The 21,729-nt window shown below is 62.7% G+C and carries 24 protein-coding genes; 14 read left to right on the plus strand and 10 right to left on the minus strand.

Features of this window, described 5'->3' with window-relative positions; translation table 11 throughout:
- Nucleotides 1–21: 21 nt before the first annotated feature.
- The gene (locus FJ964_RS02680; RefSeq protein ID WP_140548896.1) at nt 22–795 is read right to left on the minus strand and encodes an HpcH/HpaI aldolase/citrate lyase family protein; all 774 of its coding nucleotides are present in this window, start codon (nt 793–795) and stop codon (nt 22–24) included.
- A 165-nt stretch (nt 796–960) separates the two neighbouring features.
- On the minus strand, nt 961–1,281 hold the full coding sequence (locus FJ964_RS02685) for a DUF1476 domain-containing protein (protein WP_140548897.1): 321 nt from the start codon (nt 1,279–1,281) through the stop codon (nt 961–963).
- Between the two features lie 275 nt (nt 1,282–1,556).
- Here FJ964_RS02685 and purC point away from each other — a divergent pair, with 275 nt between their 5' ends.
- From purC to FJ964_RS02710, 5 genes are all read left to right on the plus strand, one after another.
- Nucleotides 1,557–2,351 carry a phosphoribosylaminoimidazolesuccinocarboxamide synthase gene (gene purC / locus FJ964_RS02690; RefSeq protein ID WP_127282327.1) on the plus strand — a complete coding sequence of 265 codons (795 nt, stop codon included), beginning with the start codon at nt 1,557–1,559 and terminating at the stop codon, nt 2,349–2,351.
- 69 nt (nt 2,352–2,420) lie between these two features.
- Entirely contained in the window at nt 2,421–2,660 is a 240-nt protein-coding gene (gene purS, locus FJ964_RS02695; RefSeq protein ID WP_140517697.1) for a phosphoribosylformylglycinamidine synthase subunit PurS, read from the plus strand.
- 19 nt (nt 2,661–2,679) lie between these two features.
- Entirely contained in the window at nt 2,680–2,934 is a 255-nt protein-coding gene (locus FJ964_RS02700; protein WP_140548899.1) for a hypothetical protein, read from the plus strand.
- Nucleotides 2,931–3,599, plus strand: a complete 669-nt coding sequence (purQ, locus tag FJ964_RS02705; RefSeq protein ID WP_140493824.1) for a phosphoribosylformylglycinamidine synthase subunit PurQ — start codon at nt 2,931–2,933, stop codon at nt 3,597–3,599. Before FJ964_RS02700 ends, purQ begins: the two co-directional genes overlap by 4 nt.
- Nucleotides 3,600–3,638: 39 nt before the next feature.
- Nucleotides 3,639–4,049, plus strand: a complete 411-nt coding sequence (locus FJ964_RS02710; RefSeq protein ID WP_140548901.1) for a hypothetical protein — start codon at nt 3,639–3,641, stop codon at nt 4,047–4,049.
- Nucleotides 4,050–4,121: 72 nt separating this feature from the next.
- On the opposite strand, the gene FJ964_RS02715 is transcribed toward FJ964_RS02710, so the two are convergent.
- Nucleotides 4,122–4,373, minus strand: a complete 252-nt coding sequence (locus FJ964_RS02715; protein ID WP_140548903.1) for a DUF1127 domain-containing protein — start codon at nt 4,371–4,373, stop codon at nt 4,122–4,124.
- A 93-nt stretch (nt 4,374–4,466) separates the two neighbouring features.
- On the opposite strand from FJ964_RS02715, the gene FJ964_RS02720 reads away from it, so the two are divergent.
- From FJ964_RS02720 to FJ964_RS02745, 6 genes are all read left to right on the plus strand, one after another.
- The gene (locus FJ964_RS02720; protein WP_140548905.1) at nt 4,467–5,873 is read left to right on the plus strand and encodes a PLP-dependent aminotransferase family protein; all 1,407 of its coding nucleotides are present in this window, start codon (nt 4,467–4,469) and stop codon (nt 5,871–5,873) included.
- Nucleotides 5,874–6,095: 222 nt separating this feature from the next.
- The gene (purL, locus tag FJ964_RS02725) at nt 6,096–8,327 is read left to right on the plus strand and encodes a phosphoribosylformylglycinamidine synthase subunit PurL (protein WP_140548907.1); all 2,232 of its coding nucleotides are present in this window, start codon (nt 6,096–6,098) and stop codon (nt 8,325–8,327) included.
- A gap of 20 nt (nt 8,328–8,347) precedes the next feature.
- Nucleotides 8,348–8,902: a hypothetical protein gene (locus FJ964_RS02730; protein ID WP_181172338.1), complete on the plus strand. Its 555-nt coding sequence runs from the start codon at nt 8,348–8,350 to the stop codon at nt 8,900–8,902.
- Nucleotides 8,903–9,024: 122 nt separating this feature from the next.
- Nucleotides 9,025–9,258 (plus strand): BolA family transcriptional regulator, encoded by a 234-nt coding sequence (locus FJ964_RS02735; protein WP_140493839.1) that lies wholly within the window; start codon nt 9,025–9,027, stop codon nt 9,256–9,258.
- 153 nt (nt 9,259–9,411) lie between these two features.
- Nucleotides 9,412–9,747, plus strand: a complete 336-nt coding sequence (gene grxD / locus FJ964_RS02740) for a Grx4 family monothiol glutaredoxin (RefSeq protein WP_013532137.1) — start codon at nt 9,412–9,414, stop codon at nt 9,745–9,747.
- Between the two features lie 138 nt (nt 9,748–9,885).
- Entirely contained in the window at nt 9,886–11,154 is a 1,269-nt protein-coding gene (locus tag FJ964_RS02745) for a multidrug effflux MFS transporter (RefSeq protein ID WP_140548909.1), read from the plus strand.
- A gap of 48 nt (nt 11,155–11,202) precedes the next feature.
- On the opposite strand, the gene FJ964_RS02750 is transcribed toward FJ964_RS02745, so the two are convergent.
- From FJ964_RS02750 to rpsD, 3 genes are all read right to left on the minus strand, one after another.
- Nucleotides 11,203–12,030, minus strand: coding sequence for an inositol monophosphatase family protein (locus tag FJ964_RS02750; protein WP_140548911.1), 828 nt, complete (start codon nt 12,028–12,030; stop codon nt 11,203–11,205).
- A complete protein-coding gene (gene ttcA, locus FJ964_RS02755) occupies nt 12,020–12,913 on the minus strand; it encodes a tRNA 2-thiocytidine(32) synthetase TtcA (RefSeq protein WP_140548913.1) in 894 nt (297 codons plus the stop codon). The genes FJ964_RS02750 and ttcA overlap by 11 nt, the downstream gene beginning before the upstream one ends.
- 129 nt (nt 12,914–13,042) lie before the next feature.
- Nucleotides 13,043–13,660, minus strand: a complete 618-nt coding sequence (rpsD, locus tag FJ964_RS02760) for a 30S ribosomal protein S4 (protein ID WP_140493847.1) — start codon at nt 13,658–13,660, stop codon at nt 13,043–13,045.
- 470 nt (nt 13,661–14,130) lie between these two features.
- Here rpsD and FJ964_RS02765 point away from each other — a divergent pair, with 470 nt between their 5' ends.
- The gene (locus tag FJ964_RS02765; RefSeq protein WP_140548915.1) at nt 14,131–14,337 is read left to right on the plus strand and encodes a hypothetical protein; all 207 of its coding nucleotides are present in this window, start codon (nt 14,131–14,133) and stop codon (nt 14,335–14,337) included.
- A gap of 127 nt (nt 14,338–14,464) precedes the next feature.
- On the opposite strand, the gene FJ964_RS02770 is transcribed toward FJ964_RS02765, so the two are convergent.
- The 3 genes from FJ964_RS02770 to FJ964_RS02780 are packed head-to-tail and all read right to left on the minus strand — an operon-like array spanning nt 14,465 to nt 16,414.
- Complete coding sequence (locus tag FJ964_RS02770) at nt 14,465–14,650, minus strand: DUF3008 family protein (RefSeq protein ID WP_140548917.1); 186 nt, start codon at nt 14,648–14,650, stop codon at nt 14,465–14,467.
- A gap of 59 nt (nt 14,651–14,709) precedes the next feature.
- Nucleotides 14,710–15,498: a glutamate racemase gene (gene murI, locus FJ964_RS02775; protein WP_140548919.1), complete on the minus strand. Its 789-nt coding sequence runs from the start codon at nt 15,496–15,498 to the stop codon at nt 14,710–14,712.
- The gene (locus FJ964_RS02780; RefSeq protein ID WP_140548921.1) at nt 15,491–16,414 is read right to left on the minus strand and encodes an RNA methyltransferase; all 924 of its coding nucleotides are present in this window, start codon (nt 16,412–16,414) and stop codon (nt 15,491–15,493) included. Before FJ964_RS02780 ends, murI begins: the two co-directional genes overlap by 8 nt.
- Nucleotides 16,415–16,626: 212 nt before the next feature.
- On the opposite strand from FJ964_RS02780, the gene FJ964_RS02785 reads away from it, so the two are divergent.
- Entirely contained in the window at nt 16,627–17,838 is a 1,212-nt protein-coding gene (locus FJ964_RS02785; protein ID WP_140548923.1) for an NADP-dependent isocitrate dehydrogenase, read from the plus strand.
- A gap of 84 nt (nt 17,839–17,922) precedes the next feature.
- Nucleotides 17,923–18,549, plus strand: coding sequence for a glutathione S-transferase family protein (locus FJ964_RS02790; protein ID WP_140548925.1), 627 nt, complete (start codon nt 17,923–17,925; stop codon nt 18,547–18,549).
- A 226-nt stretch (nt 18,550–18,775) separates the two neighbouring features.
- On the opposite strand, the gene alaS is transcribed toward FJ964_RS02790, so the two are convergent.
- Nucleotides 18,776–21,442 (minus strand): alanine--tRNA ligase, encoded by a 2,667-nt coding sequence (alaS, locus tag FJ964_RS02800; RefSeq protein WP_140548927.1) that lies wholly within the window; start codon nt 21,440–21,442, stop codon nt 18,776–18,778.
- Nucleotides 21,443–21,729: the final 287 nt, after the last annotated feature.

The following is a 21,729-nucleotide window of genomic DNA, read 5'->3' on the forward strand; positions in this document are numbered from 1 at the left end:
CCACCGGATCGTTGCTCTCAATCAGGGGCCGATCGAATCCTTGATACCCCTCAAAAGCGTCTTCGCCCCCAGCGAAATCAGCGAGTGCTCGGACCCTGTGGCCAGCAGCCGGTAGCCCATCGCCACGACGCGGCCGGCGATGGCCGGTTCGATGACGTAGATCGCCGCATGCTTGCCGGCCTTGCGGGTACGCTCGGCGATCGAACCCACCGTTTCCATCATGCTTTCGAGCGTCGAATTGACGGTCGTGCCGTTCGACCAGGCAATCGAGAAGTCCGATGGCCCCAGGAAAATGCCGTCGATACCGGGGGTATCGAGGATGCCGTCCAGCGCATCGAGCGCTGCCCGCGTCTCGACCATGGCGAAGGCCATGGTGCGCTGGTTGCTGTCGCGCAGCCATTCGGCATGATCACCCTTGCCATGGCGTGGGAAGGCATAGGTCGGGCCCCAGGAGCGCTCGCCCACCGGCGGGTATTTCATCGCCGCAGCGAACAGTTTTGCATCCGCCACCGAGTTGACCATCGGCGCGATCACCGCCTCGGCGCCAAAATCGAGCGCCCGGCTCGCCATGTCGAAACGGCCGACGGGAATACGCACCAATGCCGGTTTGCCGGTGGCAAGCACGGGCGCCAGGCCGCGCAACACGCTGTCTTCGTGATGGCCGCCATGCTGCATGTCGAGCGTGACCGCATCGAAGCCCTGCCTGGCAAGGATTTCGACGGTCAGCGCGTCCGGCACGCCCGACCACGCGGTGACCAGCGTTTCATCGGCCGCAAGGCGGGATTTCAGGGACATCGGCTTCTTCCTCGTTAAGGATCGCAGTTTCAGCCGGAAACGCCGGGAAACGCAAAGAAAAACCGCCCGGCTGGGCCGGGCGGTCGATTGGTCCAGTCATTCTTTTGTGTGCCGCAGGTTCGTCGCAAATGGCGGGACACTTTTGCGGAACCTGCTTCAGCCGGATCAGGTGTTCTTGATCTGCTCGATCGCCTGCGCCATCAATTCGTCCATCGTGCGGCGGATCTGATGGTCCGACTGGCTGACGCCGGCAGCGTCGAAATCCTTGCGGATCTTGCGGAAGACGTCGTGATCGCCGGCTTCCTCGATATCGGAAACTACCACTTCCCTGGCGTAGGCGTCGGCCTCGGCGCCGGATTTCCCGAGCTTTTCCGCGGCCCACAGGCCGAGAGCCTTGTTGCGGCGCGCCGACGCCTTGAACCGAAGCTCCTCATCGAACACGAATTTGCGCTCAAAACCCTCTTCGCGATCCTTCATGTTGCTCATGGCATCCCTCCGATGGAAATCGATTCGCTGGCATTGATGAATATGTGATGGCGGAGCACAAACCAAAAGGCTGGCGGCCGGTCAATACGCTTCGTGGTTTGCTGCGCTGCGGCATTTCGGTCCCGAAAGCAGTTGATTGAAAGGATTTGCCGATTGAGCAAACAAGGCGATTACGATAGACACCGGCATTGAACGCCACCGTCGCCACACTAATTTAGGCAGACGGACAGGAACTGGTCGCTTGCCGCCTGCCCGCAAATCCAGAGAAAAATCAAATGAAAAATCGCCGCCGCATTTATGAAGGCAAGGCCAAGATACTTTATGAAGGCCCTGAGCCCGGGACGCTGATCCAGTTCTTCAAGGATGACGCCACCGCGTTCAACAAGAAAAAACACGAAGTCGTCGATGGCAAGGGCGTGCTCAACAATCGCATTTCCGAGCACATCTTCAATCATCTCAACCGGATGGGTATTCCGACCCACTTCATCCGCCGGCTCAATATGCGCGAGCAGTTGATCAAGGAGGTCGAGATCATCCCGCTCGAAGTGGTGGTGCGCAATGTCGCCGCCGGTTCGCTGTCCAAGCGGCTTGGTATCGAGGAAGGCACAGTCCTGCCCCGCTCGATCATCGAATTCTATTACAAGGCCGACGCGCTCGACGATCCGATGGTCTCTGAAGAGCACATCACTGCCTTCGGCTGGGCGAGCCCGCAGGAAATCGACGACGTCATGGCGCTGGCCATCCGCGTCAACGACTTCCTGTCCGGCCTGTTCATGGGCGTCGGCATCCAGCTCGTCGATTTCAAGATCGAGTGCGGACGCCTGTTCGAGGGCGACATGATGCGCATCGTCGTCGCCGACGAGATCTCGCCCGATTCCTGCCGGCTGTGGGACGTGGCGACGCAGGACAAGCTCGACAAGGACCGTTTCCGCCGCGACATGGGCGGCCTTGTTGAAGCCTATCAGGAAGTCGCCCGCCGTCTCGGCATCATGAACGAGAACGAGCCGCCGCGTCCAACCGGACCGGTGCTCGTCGCGTCCAGCGAACCGCCGAAGGGCATGAAGCACTAATTGCCCGCAACGGGCCTGCCGGCAATGGCAGGTCCGGCGCAGGCCGATACCGATCATTCAGGAGCGTCGATGAAAGCCCGTATCACCGTAACCCTCAAAAACGGCGTGCTGGACCCGCAAGGCAAGGCAATCGAGCATGCGCTGTCGGGGCTGGGTTTTGACGGCATCGGCTCGGTGCGACAGGGCAAGGTGTTCGACGTCGAGCTCGCCGGGACCGACAAGGCCAAGGCCGAGGCCGATCTCAAGGCCATGTGCGACAGACTGCTGGCGAACACGGTGATTGAGAATTATAGTGTGACGCTTACCTGAGGTTGTGTCGGAGGGGTTGGTGGCCGAGATCGATGGAAGCCTGATATTTGAAGTCCTCAAGTCGATCCAGTCGCGGTTGGACAGGATGGATTTGACGCTTGGAGAGGTGAAATCAGAGCTTGGCTCCATCCGCGGCCATCTGATAGCCACTGAGAGCGATGTGAAGAATATCTATGGTGTGCTCGCTCGCCAGGATGATCGGCTGGAACATATCGAACGCCGTCTTGACCTGCGCGAACTTGCCGAAACCCAAAGGCCTTACGAACCGAAATGAAATCAGCCGTCGTCCTCCTGCCTGGCCTTAACCGCGACCGCGACATGATCGCGGCGCTGACCAAGATTTCCGGCAAGGCGCCAGCCACGGTCTGGCAGACCGACACCGAAATCCCGGATGTCGACCTGATCGCCATTCCCGGCGGTTTCTCCTTCGGCGACTATCTGCGCTGCGGCGCGATCGCGGCGCGCATGCCTGTGATGCGGGCGGTCGCTGAAAAGGCAGCCAAGGGCGTCATGGTCATCGGCGTCTGCAACGGTTTCCAGATCCTGGTCGAGGCCGGTCTGCTGCCGGGAGCGCTCATGCGCAACTCCTCGCTCAAATTCGTCTGCCGGCAGGTGAAGCTCGAGATCGCCAACGCCAATACCATGTTCACCCGCCGCTACCAGCCGGGCCAGATCATCCGTTCGCCGGTGGCGCATCACGACGGCAACTATTTCGCCGACGCCGAGACGCTTGCACGCCTGGAAGGCGAAGGCCAGGTGGTGTTCCGCTATGCCGACGGCACCAATCCCAACGGCTCGATCAACGACATCGCGGGCATCATCAGCAGCCAGGGCAATGTGCTCGGCCTGATGCCGCATCCCGAGAACCTGATCGAAGCGGCACATGGCGGTAATGACGGGCGGGCGCTGTTCGAAGGCGCGCTCGGCATCGCTGCCTGATATTCCAAAATTCTTTCAGAACGTGGGGGCGGCCTGACCATGAGACTGACGATTGCTCGCTTTGCCCTCCTGGCTGCGACCGGGCTTGCGCTGGCATCCTGCCAGTCGGGCCCGAAAAGTGCGCCGCCGCCCTCCGGCAAGAGCGCGGCTCTGCTGGCCATGGAACAGGTGGCGATATCAGCGCATAAATGCTGGATCGCCAGCAAGGACCCGGCCTTCAAATCCTACCAGATGGCCAATGAACTGAATTCGTTCAGCGGCACGCCGCGCTTCCTGCTGGTGCCAGCCAAGCATTATGGCGGCAAGCCGCTGCTGGTGGTGCAGGCACAAGGCAATTCGAGCCGTGTCGACGTGTTCGGTCCGCTGATGGCCGAGCCGCTCGGCGCGCGCATCGGCTCCGACATCGCGCGCTGGCAGTCCGGCAATCCGGCCTGCACCGCCGCCGCTTAGGATGGCCGGGCTGCTGCAGCTTCACACTTTCCGGCTCCAGGCAATCCGGATTGAACACTGCATCGCGCCTGTTCATTCCCAGAATGGCCTGATCCCTTCGCGATGGGCGTCGCAGCGGGAAATGCCGATGTCCTTCAACTGATCATCGGTCATGTCCAGCAAGGCAAGCCGGCTGCGCCTGCGCTCCAGCAGGCCGTCGATCCAGCGCCCCAGCGATTTGACCATATGCACGATACGGCTGACAAAGCCGCCGCGGCCGACAGGTCCCGCGGCAGGTCCGAACAATCCTGCACCTGTCTCGCTGATTGTCTCGATTGTATCCATTTCGCTCTACCAAAGCTGCAAATTGCACTCTTTTCTTCCACACAATGCATGTGAATTGACTCATCGTCCGACGCAATATACAAAATTGTCACCATGACAAATTGGCTTCCCGACCTCACGGCCAGTTCCGGCCCGCTTTATCAGCGCCTTGCTGACAGCATTGAGTCAGATATCGACCGCGGCGTGATCGACGCCGGGGCAAAGCTGCCACCGCAGCGGGATCTCGCCTATGACATCGGCGCAACCGTCGGCACGGTCGGCAGGGCCTATCAATTGCTGCGCGAGCGCGGACTGGTCAGCGGCGAGGTCGGGCGCGGCACCTATGTCCTCGGCCGACAGAACGCGAGGCCCGACTTCATAGCGCCGGACGCGCAAGGCACGCGCGACATCGATGCGCCGCGCGGCAAGCTGCGCTTCGACAGCACCGCGGCGCCCGATATCGGCCAGGGCGCCATCGTCACCGAAGTGCTGTCGCGCACGGCTTTGGATCATGCGCATGAGATTTCGAGCTACACGCGTGATTTTCCCGAGCGCTGGTTCGAGGCCGGCGCCAGCTGGCTGTCGCGCAATTCGTTTCGACCGAGCGCCGATACGATCGTGCCGACGCTCGGCACCCATGCCGCTGTCATGGCGGCGATCGCCGCACTGACCACGCCCGGCGATTACGTCGCCTTCGAGCATCTGACCTATTCGCAGATTTCGCGCAGCGCCGGCCTGATCGGTCGCCGCACGGCGCTGGTGGCATCGGACCATCAGGGTCTCGACCCCGACGATTTCGAGCGTGTCTGCGCGCAAAAGCATCCGAAGATGATCTTTCTGATGCCTACTGTGCAGAATCCGACGCTGGCGATCCTGCCGGCAGCGCGACGTGAGGCAATCGCGCGGATCGCGCGTGAATACAATGTCGTCCTTATCGAGGACGATCTTTACGGCGGCCTGACCGAAGATCCGACGCCAATGCTGGCCGACTATGCACCCGAGCGCACCATTGTCGCAGGCGGCCTGTCGAAATCGGTAGCGGCCGGCGTTCGCGGCGGCTGGCTTTCCTGCCCGCCCGCTTATCGCCATCGCATCCGCGTTGCCCACAAGATGATGACCGGCGGCATGCCTTTCCTGCTGGCCGAGGTGAATGCCCGGCTGGTGCTGTCGGGCCAGGCCGCGGACATACGCAAACGCAGCATCGCCGAAATCAACGCCCGCACCGCCATCGTGCGCGAGACTTTGGCCGGCTTCGAATTCAAGTCACGGGACAATATACCCTTTGTCTGGCTGACCTTGCCCGATCCTTGGCTTTCCGGCACGTTCAAGAACGCCTGCCTCGAGCACGGCGTGCTGATCGACGACGAAGACGAGTTCAAGGCGGGCCGTTCCGAGCAGGTCTTCCACGCCGTGCGCTTCGGCATTTCGCAACCGAGGCAGCGTAAGGACATCGCGGACGGCGTTGCGGCGATCCGGCGGCTTCTCGACGAAGGCCGCGCCGGCTACGACAGTTTTTCCTGATCCCCTCCCCTTGGAGCGCCGGCCGTTCAGGACGACGGCATGCCTCCAGGCAAGACCGAGGCGCGTCGGTTGAAATCCGGTCCGATGGGAAGCGCGCTCATGACGTCGCGGCTTTCTCCGGATTTCAGCCATTTTTCGTCCGCCCATGGGTGTATCGGCCGCAAAGCTTGCGATAAGAGGAGACTCAAAATCCCAAGCTCCCACGGATAAAAACCGCCGCCCATGACCATTTCCAATTCCGTGCCGATCACGCCCGAGCTCATTGCCGCGCACGGGCTGAAGCCAGACGAATACCAGCGCATCCTCGACCTTGTCGGGCGCGAGCCGAGCTTCACCGAACTTGGCATCTTCTCGGCGATGTGGAACGAGCATTGCTCGTATAAGTCTTCGAAGAAATGGCTACGCACGCTGCCGACGACCGGCCCGCGGGTCATCCAGGGGCCTGGCGAGAATGCCGGCGTGGTCGATATCGGCGACGGCGACTGCGTCGTCTTCAAGATGGAGAGCCACAACCACCCCTCGTTTATCGAACCCTACCAAGGGGCGGCGACAGGCGTGGGCGGCATATTGCGCGACGTCTTCACCATGGGCGCGCGGCCGATCGCGGCGATGAACGCCTTGCGCTTCGGCGCTCCCGACCACCCCAAGACCAGGCACCTGGTGGCGGGCGTGGTTTCCGGCGTCGGCGGCTACGGCAATTCCTTCGGCGTGCCGACGGTCGGCGGCGAGGTCAATTTCGACGCCCGCTACAACGGCAATATCCTGGTCAACGCTTTTGCCGCGGGTCTTGCCAAGACGGACGCGATTTTCCTGTCGGAGGCCAAGGGCGTCGGCCTGCCGGTCGTCTATCTCGGCGCCAAGACCGGTCGCGACGGCGTCGGCGGCGCCACCATGGCCTCGGCCGAATTCGACGACAAGATCGACGAGAAGCGCCCGACTGTGCAGGTCGGCGATCCCTTCACCGAAAAGTGCCTGCTTGAAGCCTGTCTCGAACTGATGGCGTCCGGTGCGGTCATCGCCATCCAGGACATGGGTGCTGCCGGCCTTACCTGCTCGGCGGTCGAGATGGGCGCCAAGGGGGATCTTGGCATCGAGCTCGACCTCGACAAGGTGCCGGTGCGCGAGGAGCGTATGAGCGCCTACGAGATGATGCTGTCGGAAAGCCAGGAGCGCATGCTGATGGTGCTGCGCCCCGAAAAAGAAAAGGAGGCCGAGGCGATCTTCCACAAATGGGGGCTCGACTTCGCCATTGTCGGCAAGACGACCGACGATCTGCGCTTCCGCGTTCTGCATCAAGGCGACCAGGTCGCCGACCTGCCGATCAAGGATCTCGGCGACAAGGCGCCGGAATATGACCGCCCGTGGGTCGAGCTGAAGAAGCCGGCGCCGCTTGCGGCCAATGACGTTCCGCAGGCCGATGTCGCCGACGCGCTGCTGAAACTGCTCGGCGGGCCTGACCTTTCGTCGCGCCGATGGGTGTGGGAGCAGTACGACACGCTGATCCAGGGCAATTCGCTGCAGCTTCCCGGTGGCGATGCCGGCGTGGTGCGGGTCGAAGGCCATCCCACCAAGGCGCTGGCTTTCTCGTCGGACGTGACGCCGCGCTATTGCGAGGCCGATCCCTATGAGGGCGGCAAGCAGGCGGTGGCCGAATGCTGGCGCAACCTGACCGCCACAGGCGCGCTGCCGCTGGCCGCCACCGACAATCTCAATTTCGGCAATCCGGAACGGCCGGAGATCATGGGCCAGTTGGTCGGCGCGGTGAAGGGCATTGGCGATGCCTGCCGCGCGCTCGGCTTCCCGATCGTATCCGGCAATGTCTCGCTCTACAACGAAACCAACGGCCAGGGCATCCTGCCGACGCCGACCATCGGCGGCGTCGGGCTGATCGCCGACTGGTCGAAGATGGTGCGGGCCGGTTTTGCGGCGCAAGGCCAGATGATCCTGCTGGTCGGCGCGCCGGCCTCATGGGGCACGCATCTCGGCCAGTCGGTCTATCTCAGGGACATTCACGGCCGCAGCGACGGTCCGCCGCCGCCTGTCGACCTCGACCATGAAAAACGTGTCGGCGACCATGTGCGTGCCCTCATCGCGTCCGGCATCGTCACCGCGGCTCACGACGTTTCCGACGGCGGCATCGCCGTCGCCCTGGCGGAAATGGCGATGGCATCCGGCATCGGCGCGACCGTCCCCGGACTGGCCGGCACCGATCCCATCCCGGTCTGGTTCGGCGAGGACCAGGGCCGTTATCTCCTGACGCTCTCGATCCATCCAGACAGTGAGGACTGGGATGCAATCCGCAAACAGCAAGGCGAGCTCGGCATCTTCGCGCCCTGGATCGGTTCGACCGGCGGCGACACGCTGAAACTCGGCGAGGCACGGGCGATACCGCTCGGCGAATTGACCGCCGCGCACGAAGGCTGGTTCCCGCGCTTCATGGATCAGGCCATTTGACCAGAGCGTGATCCCGAAAAGTGGGAACCGATCTTTCGGAAAAGCTCAATCACAGGAAACTGGCCGCCCGGGCGCTGCTTGCAGTCGTCTTCTGGCCATCGCTGTTCTTCTTCTGGTTTCTCGGCCCGTTCGTCTTTTTCCTGCTGTCGACGACCTCGAGCGAGGTCTGCGCCCGGTTGGAAACACGCGCGGAGTTCCTCGCCGCAGCCAACGGCACGCTTCCGATGCTTGGCCTGCAGAACCTTCTTTATGCGGTTCCGCTTGTCTGCCTGGTGCTTTGGAGCCGGCTTCTGCCGGACCAAGCAAGGACGAGGCACGTCTTCACCTGCATCAAACTTTTCGCCGTCGCGGCCGCATTGGGGGCACTGTGGGAGTATGGCTCCTCGCTGGTCTGCGATGGTTATGGCCAGCCGTTCTTCTCGCCCGTCTGGCGGATGACCGCCTATCTGCCGATTGCCAACCTCACGATCAACCTTCCTCTTTATGTGCTGACCTTCAGCCTTGGGCGGACCTTCTCGACGCCCGAGGACGATCCCGCGGACGACGCCGGCGGTCAGGGCGAGAACGCGTCGTAAGCCACAACCGCGGTGGGGCTGGACGGAACGGCTTCAATCCCGACCGGAAAGGCTTTAGGTTCACCCGACTCTCATCGCACGGGCAGCCATGCCGCAGCCCGACCAAAAAACAGGAATTTGCCATGGCAATGGATGCCCGCGACATCGAAAAACTGATCAAGGAAGGCATCCCGGACGCCAGGGTGACCATCCGTGACCTTGCCGGTGACGGCGACCACTATGCGGCCGAAGTCGTGGCCGAAAGCTTTCGCGGAAAAAGCCGCGTGCAGCAGCACCAGATGGTCTATGACGCGCTGAAGGGCAATATGGGCGGCGTGCTGCACGCGCTGGCGCTGCAGACGAGCGTACCGGATTAAGGGCTTCCAACGCGAAAGTCGCTTGGCCCAAAACGCTGCATCTTTTGCGCCATTCGGGCCACGACGCGGCTAAAGTCTTGTTTCGGGCAACCTATGGGTTTATCTGATGGAAAAGCTTCGAGCCTGACTCCCACAGGCGGGAAAGGATATTCCATGAGCGGTATCAACGACTACATCGACAACGAGGTGAAGGGCAACGACGTCGTGCTTTTCATGAAGGGCACGCCCGGTTTCCCGCAGTGCGGATTTTCCGGCCAGGTTGTCCAGATCCTCGACTATATCGGCGCCGACTACAAAGGCGTGAACGTGCTGGATTCGGCCGAACTGCGCCAGGGCATCAAGGAGTACTCCAACTGGCCGACGATCCCTCAGCTCTATGTCAAGGGCGAGTTCGTCGGCGGCTGCGATATCGTGCGCGAAATGTTCCAGGCGGGCGAGTTGCAGACATTCCTTGTCGAGAAGGGCGTGAGCGTCAAGGGCGCCGCCTGATTTCGGTTGGGCATGTCGCTGCCGACATGCCCTGAGCACCGGGGAGCCTCCTCGGCTATTTTGCGTCCCTGACCGGGACCGAGACGAGCCAATGCGCCGGCCCACCGGCGCGTTTTCGTTTGAGAGATCGGACTTGCCGTGGACCAGCAGACGTCAGCACCGCAATCGGCAAGCAAATTGCCCATTCCGCGCTGGGAATTCATTGCGCTGTGCGCGGCGCTGATGGCGCTCAATTCACTGGCCATCGATATCATGCTGCCGGCGTTGCAGCAGATCGGCGCCTCGCTTGGCGTGGAGAACGAAAACCACCGGCAATATGTGATCACCGCCTATATTCTGGGTTTTGGCGGCGGACAGCTTTTTTTCGGACCGCTCTCGGACCGTTTCGGTCGCCGCGCGCCGCTCGTCGCCGGCCTAATCATTTACGTGGCGGCCGCGGCCGCGGCCGCCATAGCGCCAAGCTTCGAGACGCTTCTGCTGTGCCGGGCCGTGCAAGGCATCGGTGCGGCCGCGACCCGCGTCATCGCCGTCTCGATCGTGCGCGACACGTTCGATGGCCGGCGCATGGCCGAGGTGATGTCGCTGATCTTCATGGTGTTCATGGCGATCCCGGTGATCGCTCCCGGCATCGGCCAGTTCATCATGCTGTTCGCGACCTGGCATCTGATCTTCGTCACCATGGCCGTCGGCGCGCTTGTGGTCTCGGCCTGGTCGCTGCTGCGCCTGCCTGAAACACTGCACCCCGAATATCGCCGGCCGCTGACCGTCAATGCCATCATCGGCGGGTTTCGCATCGTGCTGACCAACCGGGTCGCGATCTGCTATGCCTTCGCCAGCACATTCATCTTCGGTGCCATGTTCGGCTTCATCGCCTCGGCGCAGCAGATTTATGTCGATATTTTCAACGTCGGCGAGCTGTTTCCGGTCATCTTCGCCGGCGTTGCCGGCGTGCTCGCCTTCTCCAACTACCTGAACTCGCGCCTTGTCGGCCGCATCGGCATGCGCCGCCTGTCGCAGAGTGCGCTGCTGTTGTTTCTGGTCATCAGCCTGGCCTGGCTGGTCGTTTCACTGGAAATGAAGATGCCGCTCTGGCTGTTCATCACCTTCTTTGCCTGCGCCATGCTTCCGTTCGGCGCGCTCGGCGCCAATTTCAACGCGTTGGCAATGGAGCCGCTCGGTCAGCTGGCCGGCACGGCGTCATCCATCCTGGGTTTCATGCAGACGTTTCTCGGCGGCATTCTCGGCACGCTGATCGGTCAGGCTTTCAACGGCACCGTGACGCCGCTCGCCGCCGGCTTCTGCAGCGTCTCGGTCGCAGCGCTGCTGATGATCTTCATCGCCGAACGCGGCAAGATGTTCCAGCCGCAGAACCCACCCGTCTCAGGGCACATCGCCGATTTGCATTGAATTGTCGCCTTTGCGACGCTCGGCCGGGCATCCGAATTGGCGGCCTGCCTATTGCGCCCAGAGTTCCCTGCGCAACTCGCGCCAGCTTTCCCGGTCGGGTGCGACAAGCAGGCCACCACCGACATGCGACGGTAGGTAGGCGCTGGCGTCGAAACGCGCGGCGTGGCCGCCGGCCTCGGCATGGATCAGCACACCGGGCAGATGGTCCCACGGCATCAGTTTGTTGTAGACGACGAAATGGGCATGGCCGCTGGCCAGCAGGCGGTATTCATGCGCGGCGCAGCGATAGGCGAATTGCGACAGGATTTTCGTCTGGTTGCGCGCCAGCCGGGACCGCTCCGGTTCGGCCATGTACTGCCAGGAGACGGAACCGGTCATTCCCGAGATCGGCGCGGGCGCCGCGACACGCACCTTTTCCAGGCTGCCATGGGCGTGCCTGATATGGCTGCCCGCACCCTTGGCGCCGATCAGACAGTCCTTGCCGACCGGATCGTGGATGATGCCGGCGACGGTCTCGCCCCGGACCACGACACCCAGCATGACGCCGAACAACGGCACGCCGGAAGCGAAATTGAAAGTGCCGTCCACCGGGTCGATCGTAAAAGCCAGATCGGCATCGCCAAGGCCGTCGAGCAGCGCCGGATTGTCGGAACAGGCTTCCTCGCCGACGATCATGGCTGTTGGGTAGCGCTCACGCAGCTTGGCGGTGATCAGCCGCTCGGCACTGACATCGGCTTGCGTTACAAGGTCGGCGGCCGACGTCTTCTGGCGGACGTCGCCATCGCCCAACCGGCGAAAGCGCGGCATGATTTCGGCTTCGGCTGCTTCGGCCAGGGTGCTGGCCAGCCAGTCGATCGCGGTGTCGTCAAATGTCATCGGAAATGTCTTGCCTGCTGGAGAGCGTTTCATCGAGGGCGGCGAAATCGAACAGTTTGCTGTCGAGCAGATGCGACGGCCTGGTGTTGGACAGCGCACGCAGCATCGTATCCTTGCGGCCGGGCATGCGCTTCTCGATATCGTCGAGCATGGCCTTCATGGCGTTGCGCTGAAGGCCTTCCTGGCTGCCGCAGAGATCGCAAGGGATGATCGGGAACCGCATCGCGGCAGCGAACTTTTCGAGGTCGGCTTCGGCGCAGTAGGCAAGCGGGCGCAGCACCATGACGTCGCCTTCATCGTTGAGCAGCTTTGGCGGCATGGCGGCGAGCCGGCCGCCGTGGAACAGATTCATGAAAAAGGTTTCGAGGATGTCCTCGCGATGATGGCCGAGCACCAGCGCCGAGCATCCCTCCTCCCGGGCGACGCGATAGAGATGGCCACGCCGCAGGCGTGAACAGAGCGAGCAATAGGTGCTGCCCTGCGGCAGCTTGTCGGTGACGACGGAATAGGTGTCCTGGTATTCGATGCGGTGTGCAATGCCGTGGGCATTGAGGTAATCGGGCAGGATGTGCTTGGGAAAGTTCGGCTGGCCCTGGTCGAGATTGCAGGCCAGCAGCTCCACCGGCAGCAGGCCGCGCCATTTGAGGTCCAAGAGCATGGCAAGCAGGCCGTAGGAATCCTTGCCGCCCGACAGAGCCACCAGCCAGCGCTCGCCTGGCCTGACCATCGAAAAATCCTCGATTGCCTGGCGGGTCAGCCGCAGCAACCGCTTGCGCAACTTGTTGAACTCGACCGAGGACGGCACATCGGCGAACAGCGGATGAAAGCCGCCTTCGATGTCGGCGGCCTGCTCAAGCGATTGAGCGTCTGGCAGCATGTTCATGGCGTCGGTTCCAAATCCTGGAGCAACGAACGTTCGGAGCTTCGTTGCCGCCCGGATTAGCGGACATGGCCGACAAAGAAAAGGCCGCCTCGATGGGCGGCCCCTTCCGGTCTCGCAAAAAGCCTTCGCTTAACGCGAATAGAATTCGACGACGAGGTTCGGTTCCATCTGGACGGCGAACGGAACGTCCGCCAGGCCCGGGATGCGCGAGAAGGTCGCGGTCATCTTGTTGTGATCGGCTTCGATGTAGTCGGGAACGTCGCGCTCGGCGAGGCCGACCGATTCCAGGACGATCACCAGCTGCTTCGACTTTTCGCGCACTTCGACGACGTCGCCCGGCTTGCAGCGGTACGAGCCGATGTTGACGCGCTTGCCGTTGACGTTGACGTGGCCGTGGTTGACGAACTGGCGGGCGGCGAAAATGGTCGGAACGAACTTGGCGCGGTAGACGACCGCGTCCAGACGGGACTCGAGCAGGCCGATCAGGTTCTCGGAGGTGTCGCCCTTGCGGCGATCGGCCTCTTCATAGACCTTGCGGAACTGCTTTTCCGAAACGTCGCCATAGTGGCCCTTCAGCTTCTGCTTGGCGCGCAGCTGCAGGCCGAAATCGGAAAGCTTGCCCTTGCGGCGCTGGCCGTGCTGGCCGGGGCCGTATTCACGCTTGTTGACCGGGGACTTCGGGCGGCCCCAGATGTTTTCACCAAGACGGCGGTCGATCTTGTACTTCGCGGATTCGCGCTTGCTCATCGCATTCCCTTTCAAAAGAATACACCCGGAACCTCATGCTCCGGGTGAAGGAAACGCGCCCTCCTCTGGCCTCCGTTTTCGAGACCTGACAGGGTTTTCCCACGCAACGCGGCGGAAAACCCACGGGACACGTCAGTTCAAACAAGACCTTGGAAACAGACTGGCTTCCGACGGGTCTTGCGCATGCAAAACAAACCACCGGGCGTTGCGGCCCGGTGTTGGGAGCGCTGTTAAACAGAGATTTGACCGGTGTCAAGCTTCCAACTGGCGCCGCCCCGCGCGACCATATTCGGTTTTCAATGTTGGCGGTGCCGTATCGGGCGCGAGGTGTCGCGCCAACGGTATTAGAACAATTCCAGGAAAGCGCTGGCAGTTTCTACCGGGGATTGTGTAAAAAACCGGAGCGGGGCGGCGATTCCCTGAAGCTGACCGCTCCAGGAAGGGACTTGAGCATAGGAGCCTGAATTCGGATGAAGAAGTTCTTTCTAAGCCTGACTGGTGCGGCGGTGTTAGCCGGATCGCTGGCCGTCATCGCGCCGGAGCCGGCGATGGCAAGGCACTGGCAAGGCCACCGGCCTCATCAGGTATGTCGAACCGTGGTCAAGAAGCGCGTGGTGTGGCGCCATGGTCACCGCCATGTCATTCGCCAGAAAGTGCGACGCTGCCACTGGCGCTAACAGCTGCCACTGGCGCTGATTACACCGACCAATAACTGACAATTATATAAAGGCCTGCGACCCCGTCGCGGGCCCATTTCTTGCCGCTGACGAACCCTGCAAAAGGTATTGCCAATAGCGCTTCCCTTCAATCTTTCTTTTTTTCGGGCAAACCTTTGCGCTTGGTTTCGGCGAATTCCTCGAGCTGCTTTTCGCTCATGGATTCGTACATTCCCTTGGAAGCGCCTTTGAGCTCGCTCTTCTTGGTCTCGCCGCGCTTGGCCGACAGTGCGGCGCCGGCGGCCTTCTGTTGGGCTTTCGAGGTGGCAGGCATGGTTTTTCTCCCTTCATTGCCTGGGAGAAAACGAAACGGCCTCGCCAATGTTCCGGAAATCAGGCGACCGTCAGTCCAAAGCCCTGCATCAACCGGCTGGTGGCAAAGTCCGCCTTGCCGGATGTGAAGACCGCGATGTCCGGCTGACCTTGCAGCAACGGCTCGTTGAGCGGCGACAGCAGCGACATCGCCCGCCGGGCGATCGCTTCGGCCGGATCGATCCAGTCGACCGGCCAGGGTGCGGTCTTGCGCATGCGGTTGACCAGAAAAGGATAATGCGTGCAGGCGAGCACGGCGATGTCGGTGCGCATGCCGTCGCGTTCGATGAAACACGGGGCGATCTCGGCGCGCACGGCTCCCTCGTCGACGAACCCTTCGCGCATATAGGCCTCGGCCAGCCCGGCCAGCCGGTCGCTGCCGACCAGCCGGACGTGGCATTTCTGCGCCCATTTGCTGATCAGGTCGCGCGTGTATTGCCGTTTCACCGTGCCCGGCGTCGCCAGCACGGAGACGAGGCCGGAGCGGGTGCGCTCCGCCGCAGGCTTGATCGCAGGCACAGTGCCGACAAAGGGATGGCCGGGAAACCTCTCGCGCAACGCATCGATCACCAGCGTCGAGGCGGTGTTGCAGGCGATGACCGAGATGGCGGGTGCGAACCGGTCGAGCAATTTGCCGAACAGGTCGAGTATATGGATCCGCAGCGCCGGTTCCTCCCAGTCGCCAAAGGGAAAGGCGGCATCGTCGGCGATGTAGACGAAGCGGCGGTCGGGCATCAGCACGCGCGCCTCGCGCAGCACAGTCAGCCCGCCAATGCCGGAATCGAACATCAGGATCGGCTGATCAGTCATTGTCGGTTCCCTTGCCGCCGAGCGGCGGCGTGGCGTGGTCGTCGTCATCGGACACCTGACGATCCGCATTGGTCTTGCGGCCCGGACCGCTGGCGCGCGCCGCTGCCGGAAGCCGCCTTGGATCATCTCCCGGAGAGCCGTCGCCGCGCGGCATCGCCGGCGAGAACCTGTCCAGCGAGGAGATGATGCCGCGCAGCACCTTCAGCTCCGGCTCGGCGAAACCCGCCCGGGTCAATACGGCGCGCAGATTGTCGACCATCTTCGGCTTCTTCGGCGCCGGCCGGAAATAGCCGCGCGCTTCGAGTGCGCCTTCGAGATAGGCGAACAGGCCGTGCAGTTCTTCCTTGCTGGCCGGCTTCATCTCCGGGCCCGTAAAATTTGTCTTGGTCTCGTCCTCAAGGCCGGACTTCATCCACTCGTAAGACATGAGTAGCGCGGCCTGGGCGATGTTGAGCGAGGAGAAATCGGGATCGACCGGAAAAGTGACGATCTCGTCGGCGAGGCCGACCTCGTCATTGTAGAGGCCGAAACGCTCGCGGCCGAACAGTATGCCGGTTCGCTGACCCATGCCATGACGGGCCCGGAGCACCCTTCCCGCCTCGACCGGCCCGCGCACGGGCTTGAAGCCGTCGCGCTGCCTTGCCGTGGTCGCGAAAACGAAATTCAGGTCGGCCATCGCCGTGGCGAGATCGTCGAAAACCTTCACGGCGTCGATGACATGGTCGGCACGGCTGGCGGCCGCCCGCGCCTTCTCGTTGGGCCAGCCGTCGCGCGGGTTGACGAGGCGAAGTTCGACCAGGCCGAAGTTGGCCATGGCGCGCGCGACCATGCCGATATTCTCGCCGAGCTGCGGCTCCACGAGGATGATGGCGGGACCGGCGGCTGAAGCGTTATCGGAATCTTTGATGACGGGCATGATTGTCAATGAACTGCTGTTTGCGGCATTTCAGCGTCCCCTGCCATATTCGGCCGCGAAAATGAAGCATTCGCAAATGGCGGGGCGATCGCTTCGCTTTCGTGACCGATCGCCGTTTGCGCGGCCAAAAACGCTTTGATATAGGGGCGCATCCCGGCCGAACGCCACGCGGGCAAGGCCGTCCCATTTCCCAGCAACGAGGCATTCTTTCCATGGCGAAGATCAAGGTGGCGAACCCGGTCGTCGAACTCGACGGCGACGAGATGACCCGCATCATCTGGCAGTTCATCAAGGACAAGCTGATCCACCCTTATCTCGACCTCAAGCTTGAATATTACGACCTCGGCATCGAGCATCGCGACGCCACCAACGACCAGGTGACCGTCGATTCGGCCAACGCCATCAAGAAGTACGGCGTCGGCGTGAAATGCGCGACGATCACGCCCGACGAGCAGCGCGTCGAGGAGTTCAAGCTGAAGAAGATGTGGAAGTCGCCCAACGGCACCATCCGCAACATCCTCGGCGGCACCATCTTCCGCGAGCCGATCATCATGAAGAACGTGCCGCGGCTGGTGCCCGGCTGGACCAAGCCGATCATCGTCGGCCGCCACGCCTATGGCGACCAGTACCGCGCCACGGATTTCCGTTTCCCTGGCAAGGGCAAGTTGACGATCAAGTTCGTCGGCGAGGATGGCCAGGTGATCGAGCACGACGTGTTCGATGCGCCCGGCGCCGGGGTAGCCATGGCCATGTACAATCTCGACGAGTCGATCCGCGAATTCGCCCGCGCTTCGCTGAACTACGGCCTGCTGCGCAACTACCCGGTCTATCTCTCGACCAAGAACACCATCCTCAAGGCCTATGACGGCCGCTTCAAGGATATTTTCCAGGAAGTCTACGAGGCAGAATTCGAGGCCGAGTTCAAGTCGAAGAAGCTGTGGTACGAGCACCGCCTGATCGACGACATGGTGGCCTCCAGCCTGAAGTGGTCGGGCGGCTATGTCTGGGCCTGCAAGAACTATGACGGCGACGTGCAGTCCGACACGGTGGCGCAGGGGTTCGGCTCGCTCGGCCTGATGACCTCGGTGCTGATGACGCCGGACGGCAAAACGGTGGAAGCGGAAGCCGCGCACGGCACCGTCACCCGCCATTATCGCCAGCACCAGAAGGGCGAGGAAACCTCGACCAATTCGATCGCCTCGATCTTCGCCTGGACGCGCGGTCTCGCCCACCGCGCCAAGCTCGATGACAATGCCGAACTGAAGCGCTTCGCCGAGACGCTGGAGAAGGTCTGCATCCAGACGGTCGAGAGCGGCTACATGACCAAGGACCTGTCGCTGCTGATCGGCCCCGACCAGCCTTGGCTCTCGACCACCGGCTTCCTCGACAAGATCGACGAGAATTTGCAGAAGGCGATGGCGTAGGCACCCGCGGGTTCGACATGCCGAAGGCTCCGGAAGGAGCCTTCGCTTTTTGGGCCAACGAAAACGAAGCAAAGGGCTGGCAGCATGGCCAAACCGGTCCTCTACGGCGCAGACTACAGTGTTTACGTGCGCATAGCGCGCATGGCGCTGGAGGAGAAGGGCGTCGACTACGAGCTTGTGCCGGTCGATGTCTTCGCCGCCGATGGCATCCCCGGCTGGTATTTCGAGCACCACCCATTCGGCCGCATCCCGGCCTTCGAGCACGACGGTTTTCGCCTGTTCGAGGCCAGCGCGATCGCGCGCTATGTCGATGAGGCGTTCGACGGGCCACCCTTGCAGCCGAAGGATCCGCGCGGCCGCGCGCGGATGAACCAGATCATCGGCATGTTCGACGCCTATGGCTACCGGGCCATGGTCTGGGATGTCGCCGTGGAGCGGCTGGAGAAGACCGAGCCGGATGAGAGGCTGATCGCCGATGGCCTGAGCCAGGCGGAAACGATCCTCAGGGTGCTCACCTCACTCAAGGTTCCCGGACCGTGGCTGCTCGGCGACCGGGTGGCGCTCGCCGACCTGCATGCGGCGCCGATCATTGCCTATTTCGTCAAGGTCAGCGAGGGGCGGGATCTGCTGGCTCGGTTTGCGGATATCCGGGACTGGCATGCTCGGGTGGTCGAGCGCCCGAGCTTTGCACGCACCGAAAAGCTGGGCTAGTCGAGCGAAACTTGCTCGGCGTTAGCGCCGCCCCTCATTGCCCTGCCGGGCATTTCTCCCCGTAAAACGGGGAGAAAGAAGCTGGCCGCGACCTCCGCGGCCATTCTTCAACGACGATAATTGGCGAAATCACGCCCGAGAGCGTCCTTCTCCCGTTTACGGGGAGAAGATGGCGGCAGCCAGATGAGGGGCGGCGCTGCCCTGAACATCTGATGATTCCGGCAGTTCACGCGGCTTCGAGCGCCGCCCTCACCGCAGCAATCGCGTCATCGGCCTTCGAGGCATCGGGGCCACCCGCCTGGGCCATGTCGGGCCTGCCGCCGCCGCCCTGCCCGCCGAGTGCTGCGGAGGCAACGCGCACCAGGTCGACAGCGCTGAAGCGGCCGACGAGATCGTCGGTGACGGCGACCACGACACTCGCCTTGTTGTCCTCAGCCGTGCCGACGAAGACGACGACGCCTGAGCCGAGCGAGCTTTTGCCGGCGTCAGCCAGCGGCTTCAGATCCTTCGGCGAGACACCGGAAACCGACTTGCCGAGGAAGCCGACCCCCGCGACGGTCTCGTTCGCGGCCGGCGCGTCAGCGGGTGACCCGCCGCCCAGCGCCAGCTTCTTGCGCGCTTCGGTGAGCTCCTTCTCGAGCTTCTTGCGCTCTTCGAGCAGGGCTTCAACACGCGCCGGCACGTCGGCCGGCGAGATTTTCAGCGTTGCCGCGGCCGCCTTCAGCCGCCGGTCCTGTTCATCGAGATGCTTGCGCGCGGCCTCACCGGTCAGCGCCTCGATGCGGCGCACGCCTGCGGCGACGGCGCTGTCGGACACGACGCGCACCAGGCCGATGTCACCGGTTGCCCTGACATGCGTGCCGCCGCAGAGCTCGACCGAATAGGGGCGGTTGGCCTTGGCGCCGTGCAGGCCCGTGCCCATCGACACGACGCGCACCTCGTCGCCGTATTTCTCGCCGAACAGCGCCATGGCGCCTTCGGCAATGGCATCGTCGACCGACATCAGGCGCGTGGTCACCGGGCTGTTCTGCACCACGATCTCGTTGGCCATGCGCTCGACCTCCTCGAGTTCCGAGGGCGAGATGGGCTTGTTGTGCGAGATGTCGAAGCGCAGGCGCTCGGGCGCGACCAGCGAGCCCTTCTGCGCGACATGGGTGCCCAGCACCTCGCGCAGCGCCTCATGGATCAGATGCGTCGCGGAATGGTTGGCGCGCAGCCTGGAGCGCCTCGCATGGTCGACCTTCAGCTCGACGGCGGCACCCGTCCTGGCGGTGCCGCTGGCCACCTTGCCGATATGGACGAACAGCCCATCGGCCTTCTTCTGCGTATCGGAAACCTCGATCGAGAAGCCTTCGCCTGAAATGGTTCCCGTGTCGCCCATCTGACCGCCGGATTCGGCATAGAACGGCGTCTGGTTGACGACCACGGCGACCGCTTCGCCCTTGCCGGCGCTGTCGACGGTCTTGCCGTCGCGGACAAGCGCCTGGATGATGCCTTCCGCAGCTTCAGTCTCGTAGCCGAGGAATTCCGTGGCGCCGGCTTTTTCGCGCACCGGGAACCAGACCGCTTCGGTCGCCGCCTCGCCGGAGCCCGCCCAATGCTTACGCGCCTCCGCCTTCTGCTGCTCCATCGCATTGGTGAAGCCGGCAAGATCGACCGAGATGTTGCGCTGGCGCAGCGCATCCTGCGTCAGGTCGAGCGGGAAGCCATAGGTGTCGTAAAGCTTGAAGGCCGTCTCACCATCCAGCATGTCGCCGGCGCCGAGCTTTTCCGTCGCCTCCGACAGCAGACCGAGACCGCGTACCAGTGTCTTGCGAAACCTGGTCTCCTCAAGCTTCAGCGTCTCGGTGATCAGCTGTTCGCCGCGCACAAGTTCCGGATAGGCCTGGCCCATCTCGCGAACCAGCGCCGGCACGAGCTTCCAGACCAGGGGTTCGTTCGCACCGAGCAGCTGCGCATGGCGCATGGCGCGACGCATGATGCGGCGCAGCACGTAGCCGCGGCCCTCATTGGACGGCAGCACGCCGTCAGCGACCAGGAAGGAGGACGAGCGCAGATGATCAGCTATGACGCGATAGGACGCGACGGTCTCGGCGTCGGGACCGCGGCCGAGCGCTGACGACGCGGCATCGATCAGATGGCGGAACAGGTCGGTCTCAAAGACGCTTTCAACGCCTTGCAGGATAGAGGCCATGCGCTCCAGGCCCATGCCGGTGTCGATCGACGGGCGCGGCAGGTCGATGCGCTCGTCCTTCGTCACCTGCTCGTATTGCATGAACACCAGGTTCCAGAATTCCAGGAACCGGTCGCCATCCTCCTCCGGGCTGCCGGGAGGACCGCCCCAGATGTGCTCGCCGCGATCGATGAAGATTTCCGAGCACGGCCCGCATGGGCCGGTGTCGCCCATCGCCCAGAAATTGTCCGAGGTCGGGATGCGGATGATACGATCGTCGGAAAAACCGGCGATCTTCTTCCAGAAACCAGCCGCCTCGTCGTCGGTGTGATAGACGGTGACGAGCAGCTTGTCCTTCTTCAGCCCGAATTCCCGGGTGATGAGGTTCCAGGCCAACTCGATGGCGCGCTCCTTGAAATAGTCGCCGAAGGAGAAATTGCCGAGCATCTCGAAGAAGGTCAGGTGGCGCGCGGTGTAGCCGACATTGTCGAGGTCGTTGTGCTTGCCGCCGGCGCGAACGCTTTTCTGGGCGGTCGTGGCACGCGAATAGGGCCGCTTCTCCAGGCCGGTGAAGACGTTCTTGAACTGCACCATGCCGGCATTGGTGAACATCAGAGTCGGATCGTTGCGCGGCACAAGTGGGCTCGACGCCACGACCTCGTGACCCTCCTTGCGGAAATAGTCGAGAAATGTCGACCGGATCTCGTTCACGCCACTCATGAATGCTGCCTTTTCGAGAGAGCCGCCGGCCGGACCGGCGGAAAATGGGCTCTGCGCTTTAGAAGATGGAGCTGGCCTTTTAGCCGCCGCTTGGCACCCTGTCCAGAAACACGCAAGCTGGTCAATTCGCGGTTCACCAGCCGCTCAAAACGCAAACCGCCGGCACGGGGCCGGCGGTTCGAAACGCAATACTACAGAACTCGATTACATAAGCTCAAGTTGATGAACCTGGATTATGGCCGAACTCGGGCCGTAAACCGAATGCCAGATCGCGCCGGCGAACGCTT

Source organism: Mesorhizobium sp. B2-3-2 (assembly GCF_006442295.1).
Lineage (GTDB): Bacteria > Pseudomonadota > Alphaproteobacteria > Rhizobiales > Rhizobiaceae > Mesorhizobium.

Bases quoted from the DNA above. Each gene is read 5' to 3' on its own strand.
- FJ964_RS02790 (WP_140548925.1), top strand. From the start codon at position 17,923: ATGGCCAAACCGGTCCTCTACGGCGCAGACTACAGTGTTTACGTGCGC.
- rpsD (WP_140493847.1), bottom strand. From the start codon at position 13,660: ATGAGCAAGCGCGAATCCGCGAAGTACAAGATCGACCGCCGTCTTGGT.
- FJ964_RS02785 (WP_140548923.1), top strand. From the start codon at position 16,627: ATGGCGAAGATCAAGGTGGCGAACCCGGTCGTCGAACTCGACGGCGAC.
- ttcA (WP_140548913.1), bottom strand. From the start codon at position 12,913: ATGAACATGCTGCCAGACGCTCAATCGCTTGAGCAGGCCGCCGACATC.
- FJ964_RS02710 (WP_140548901.1), top strand. From the start codon at position 3,639: ATGAGACTGACGATTGCTCGCTTTGCCCTCCTGGCTGCGACCGGGCTT.
- FJ964_RS02685 (WP_140548897.1), bottom strand. From the start codon at position 1,281: ATGAGCAACATGAAGGATCGCGAAGAGGGTTTTGAGCGCAAATTCGTG.
- FJ964_RS02715 (WP_140548903.1), bottom strand. From the start codon at position 4,373: ATGGATACAATCGAGACAATCAGCGAGACAGGTGCAGGATTGTTCGGA.
- murI (WP_140548919.1), bottom strand. From the start codon at position 15,498: ATGACTGATCAGCCGATCCTGATGTTCGATTCCGGCATTGGCGGGCTG.
- purL (WP_140548907.1), top strand. From the start codon at position 6,096: ATGACCATTTCCAATTCCGTGCCGATCACGCCCGAGCTCATTGCCGCG.
- purQ (WP_140493824.1), top strand. From the start codon at position 2,931: ATGAAATCAGCCGTCGTCCTCCTGCCTGGCCTTAACCGCGACCGCGAC.
- grxD (WP_013532137.1), top strand. From the start codon at position 9,412: ATGAGCGGTATCAACGACTACATCGACAACGAGGTGAAGGGCAACGAC.
- FJ964_RS02680 (WP_140548896.1), bottom strand. From the start codon at position 795: ATGTCCCTGAAATCCCGCCTTGCGGCCGATGAAACGCTGGTCACCGCG.
- FJ964_RS02720 (WP_140548905.1), top strand. From the start codon at position 4,467: ATGACAAATTGGCTTCCCGACCTCACGGCCAGTTCCGGCCCGCTTTAT.
- FJ964_RS02735 (WP_140493839.1), top strand. From the start codon at position 9,025: ATGGCAATGGATGCCCGCGACATCGAAAAACTGATCAAGGAAGGCATC.
- purC (WP_127282327.1), top strand. From the start codon at position 1,557: ATGAAAAATCGCCGCCGCATTTATGAAGGCAAGGCCAAGATACTTTAT.
- alaS (WP_140548927.1), bottom strand. From the start codon at position 21,442: ATGAGTGGCGTGAACGAGATCCGGTCGACATTTCTCGACTATTTCCGC.
- purS (WP_140517697.1), top strand. From the start codon at position 2,421: ATGAAAGCCCGTATCACCGTAACCCTCAAAAACGGCGTGCTGGACCCG.
- FJ964_RS02780 (WP_140548921.1), bottom strand. From the start codon at position 16,414: ATGCCCGTCATCAAAGATTCCGATAACGCTTCAGCCGCCGGTCCCGCC.
- FJ964_RS02750 (WP_140548911.1), bottom strand. From the start codon at position 12,030: ATGACATTTGACGACACCGCGATCGACTGGCTGGCCAGCACCCTGGCC.
- FJ964_RS02765 (WP_140548915.1), top strand. From the start codon at position 14,131: ATGAAGAAGTTCTTTCTAAGCCTGACTGGTGCGGCGGTGTTAGCCGGA.
- FJ964_RS02770 (WP_140548917.1), bottom strand. From the start codon at position 14,650: ATGCCTGCCACCTCGAAAGCCCAACAGAAGGCCGCCGGCGCCGCACTG.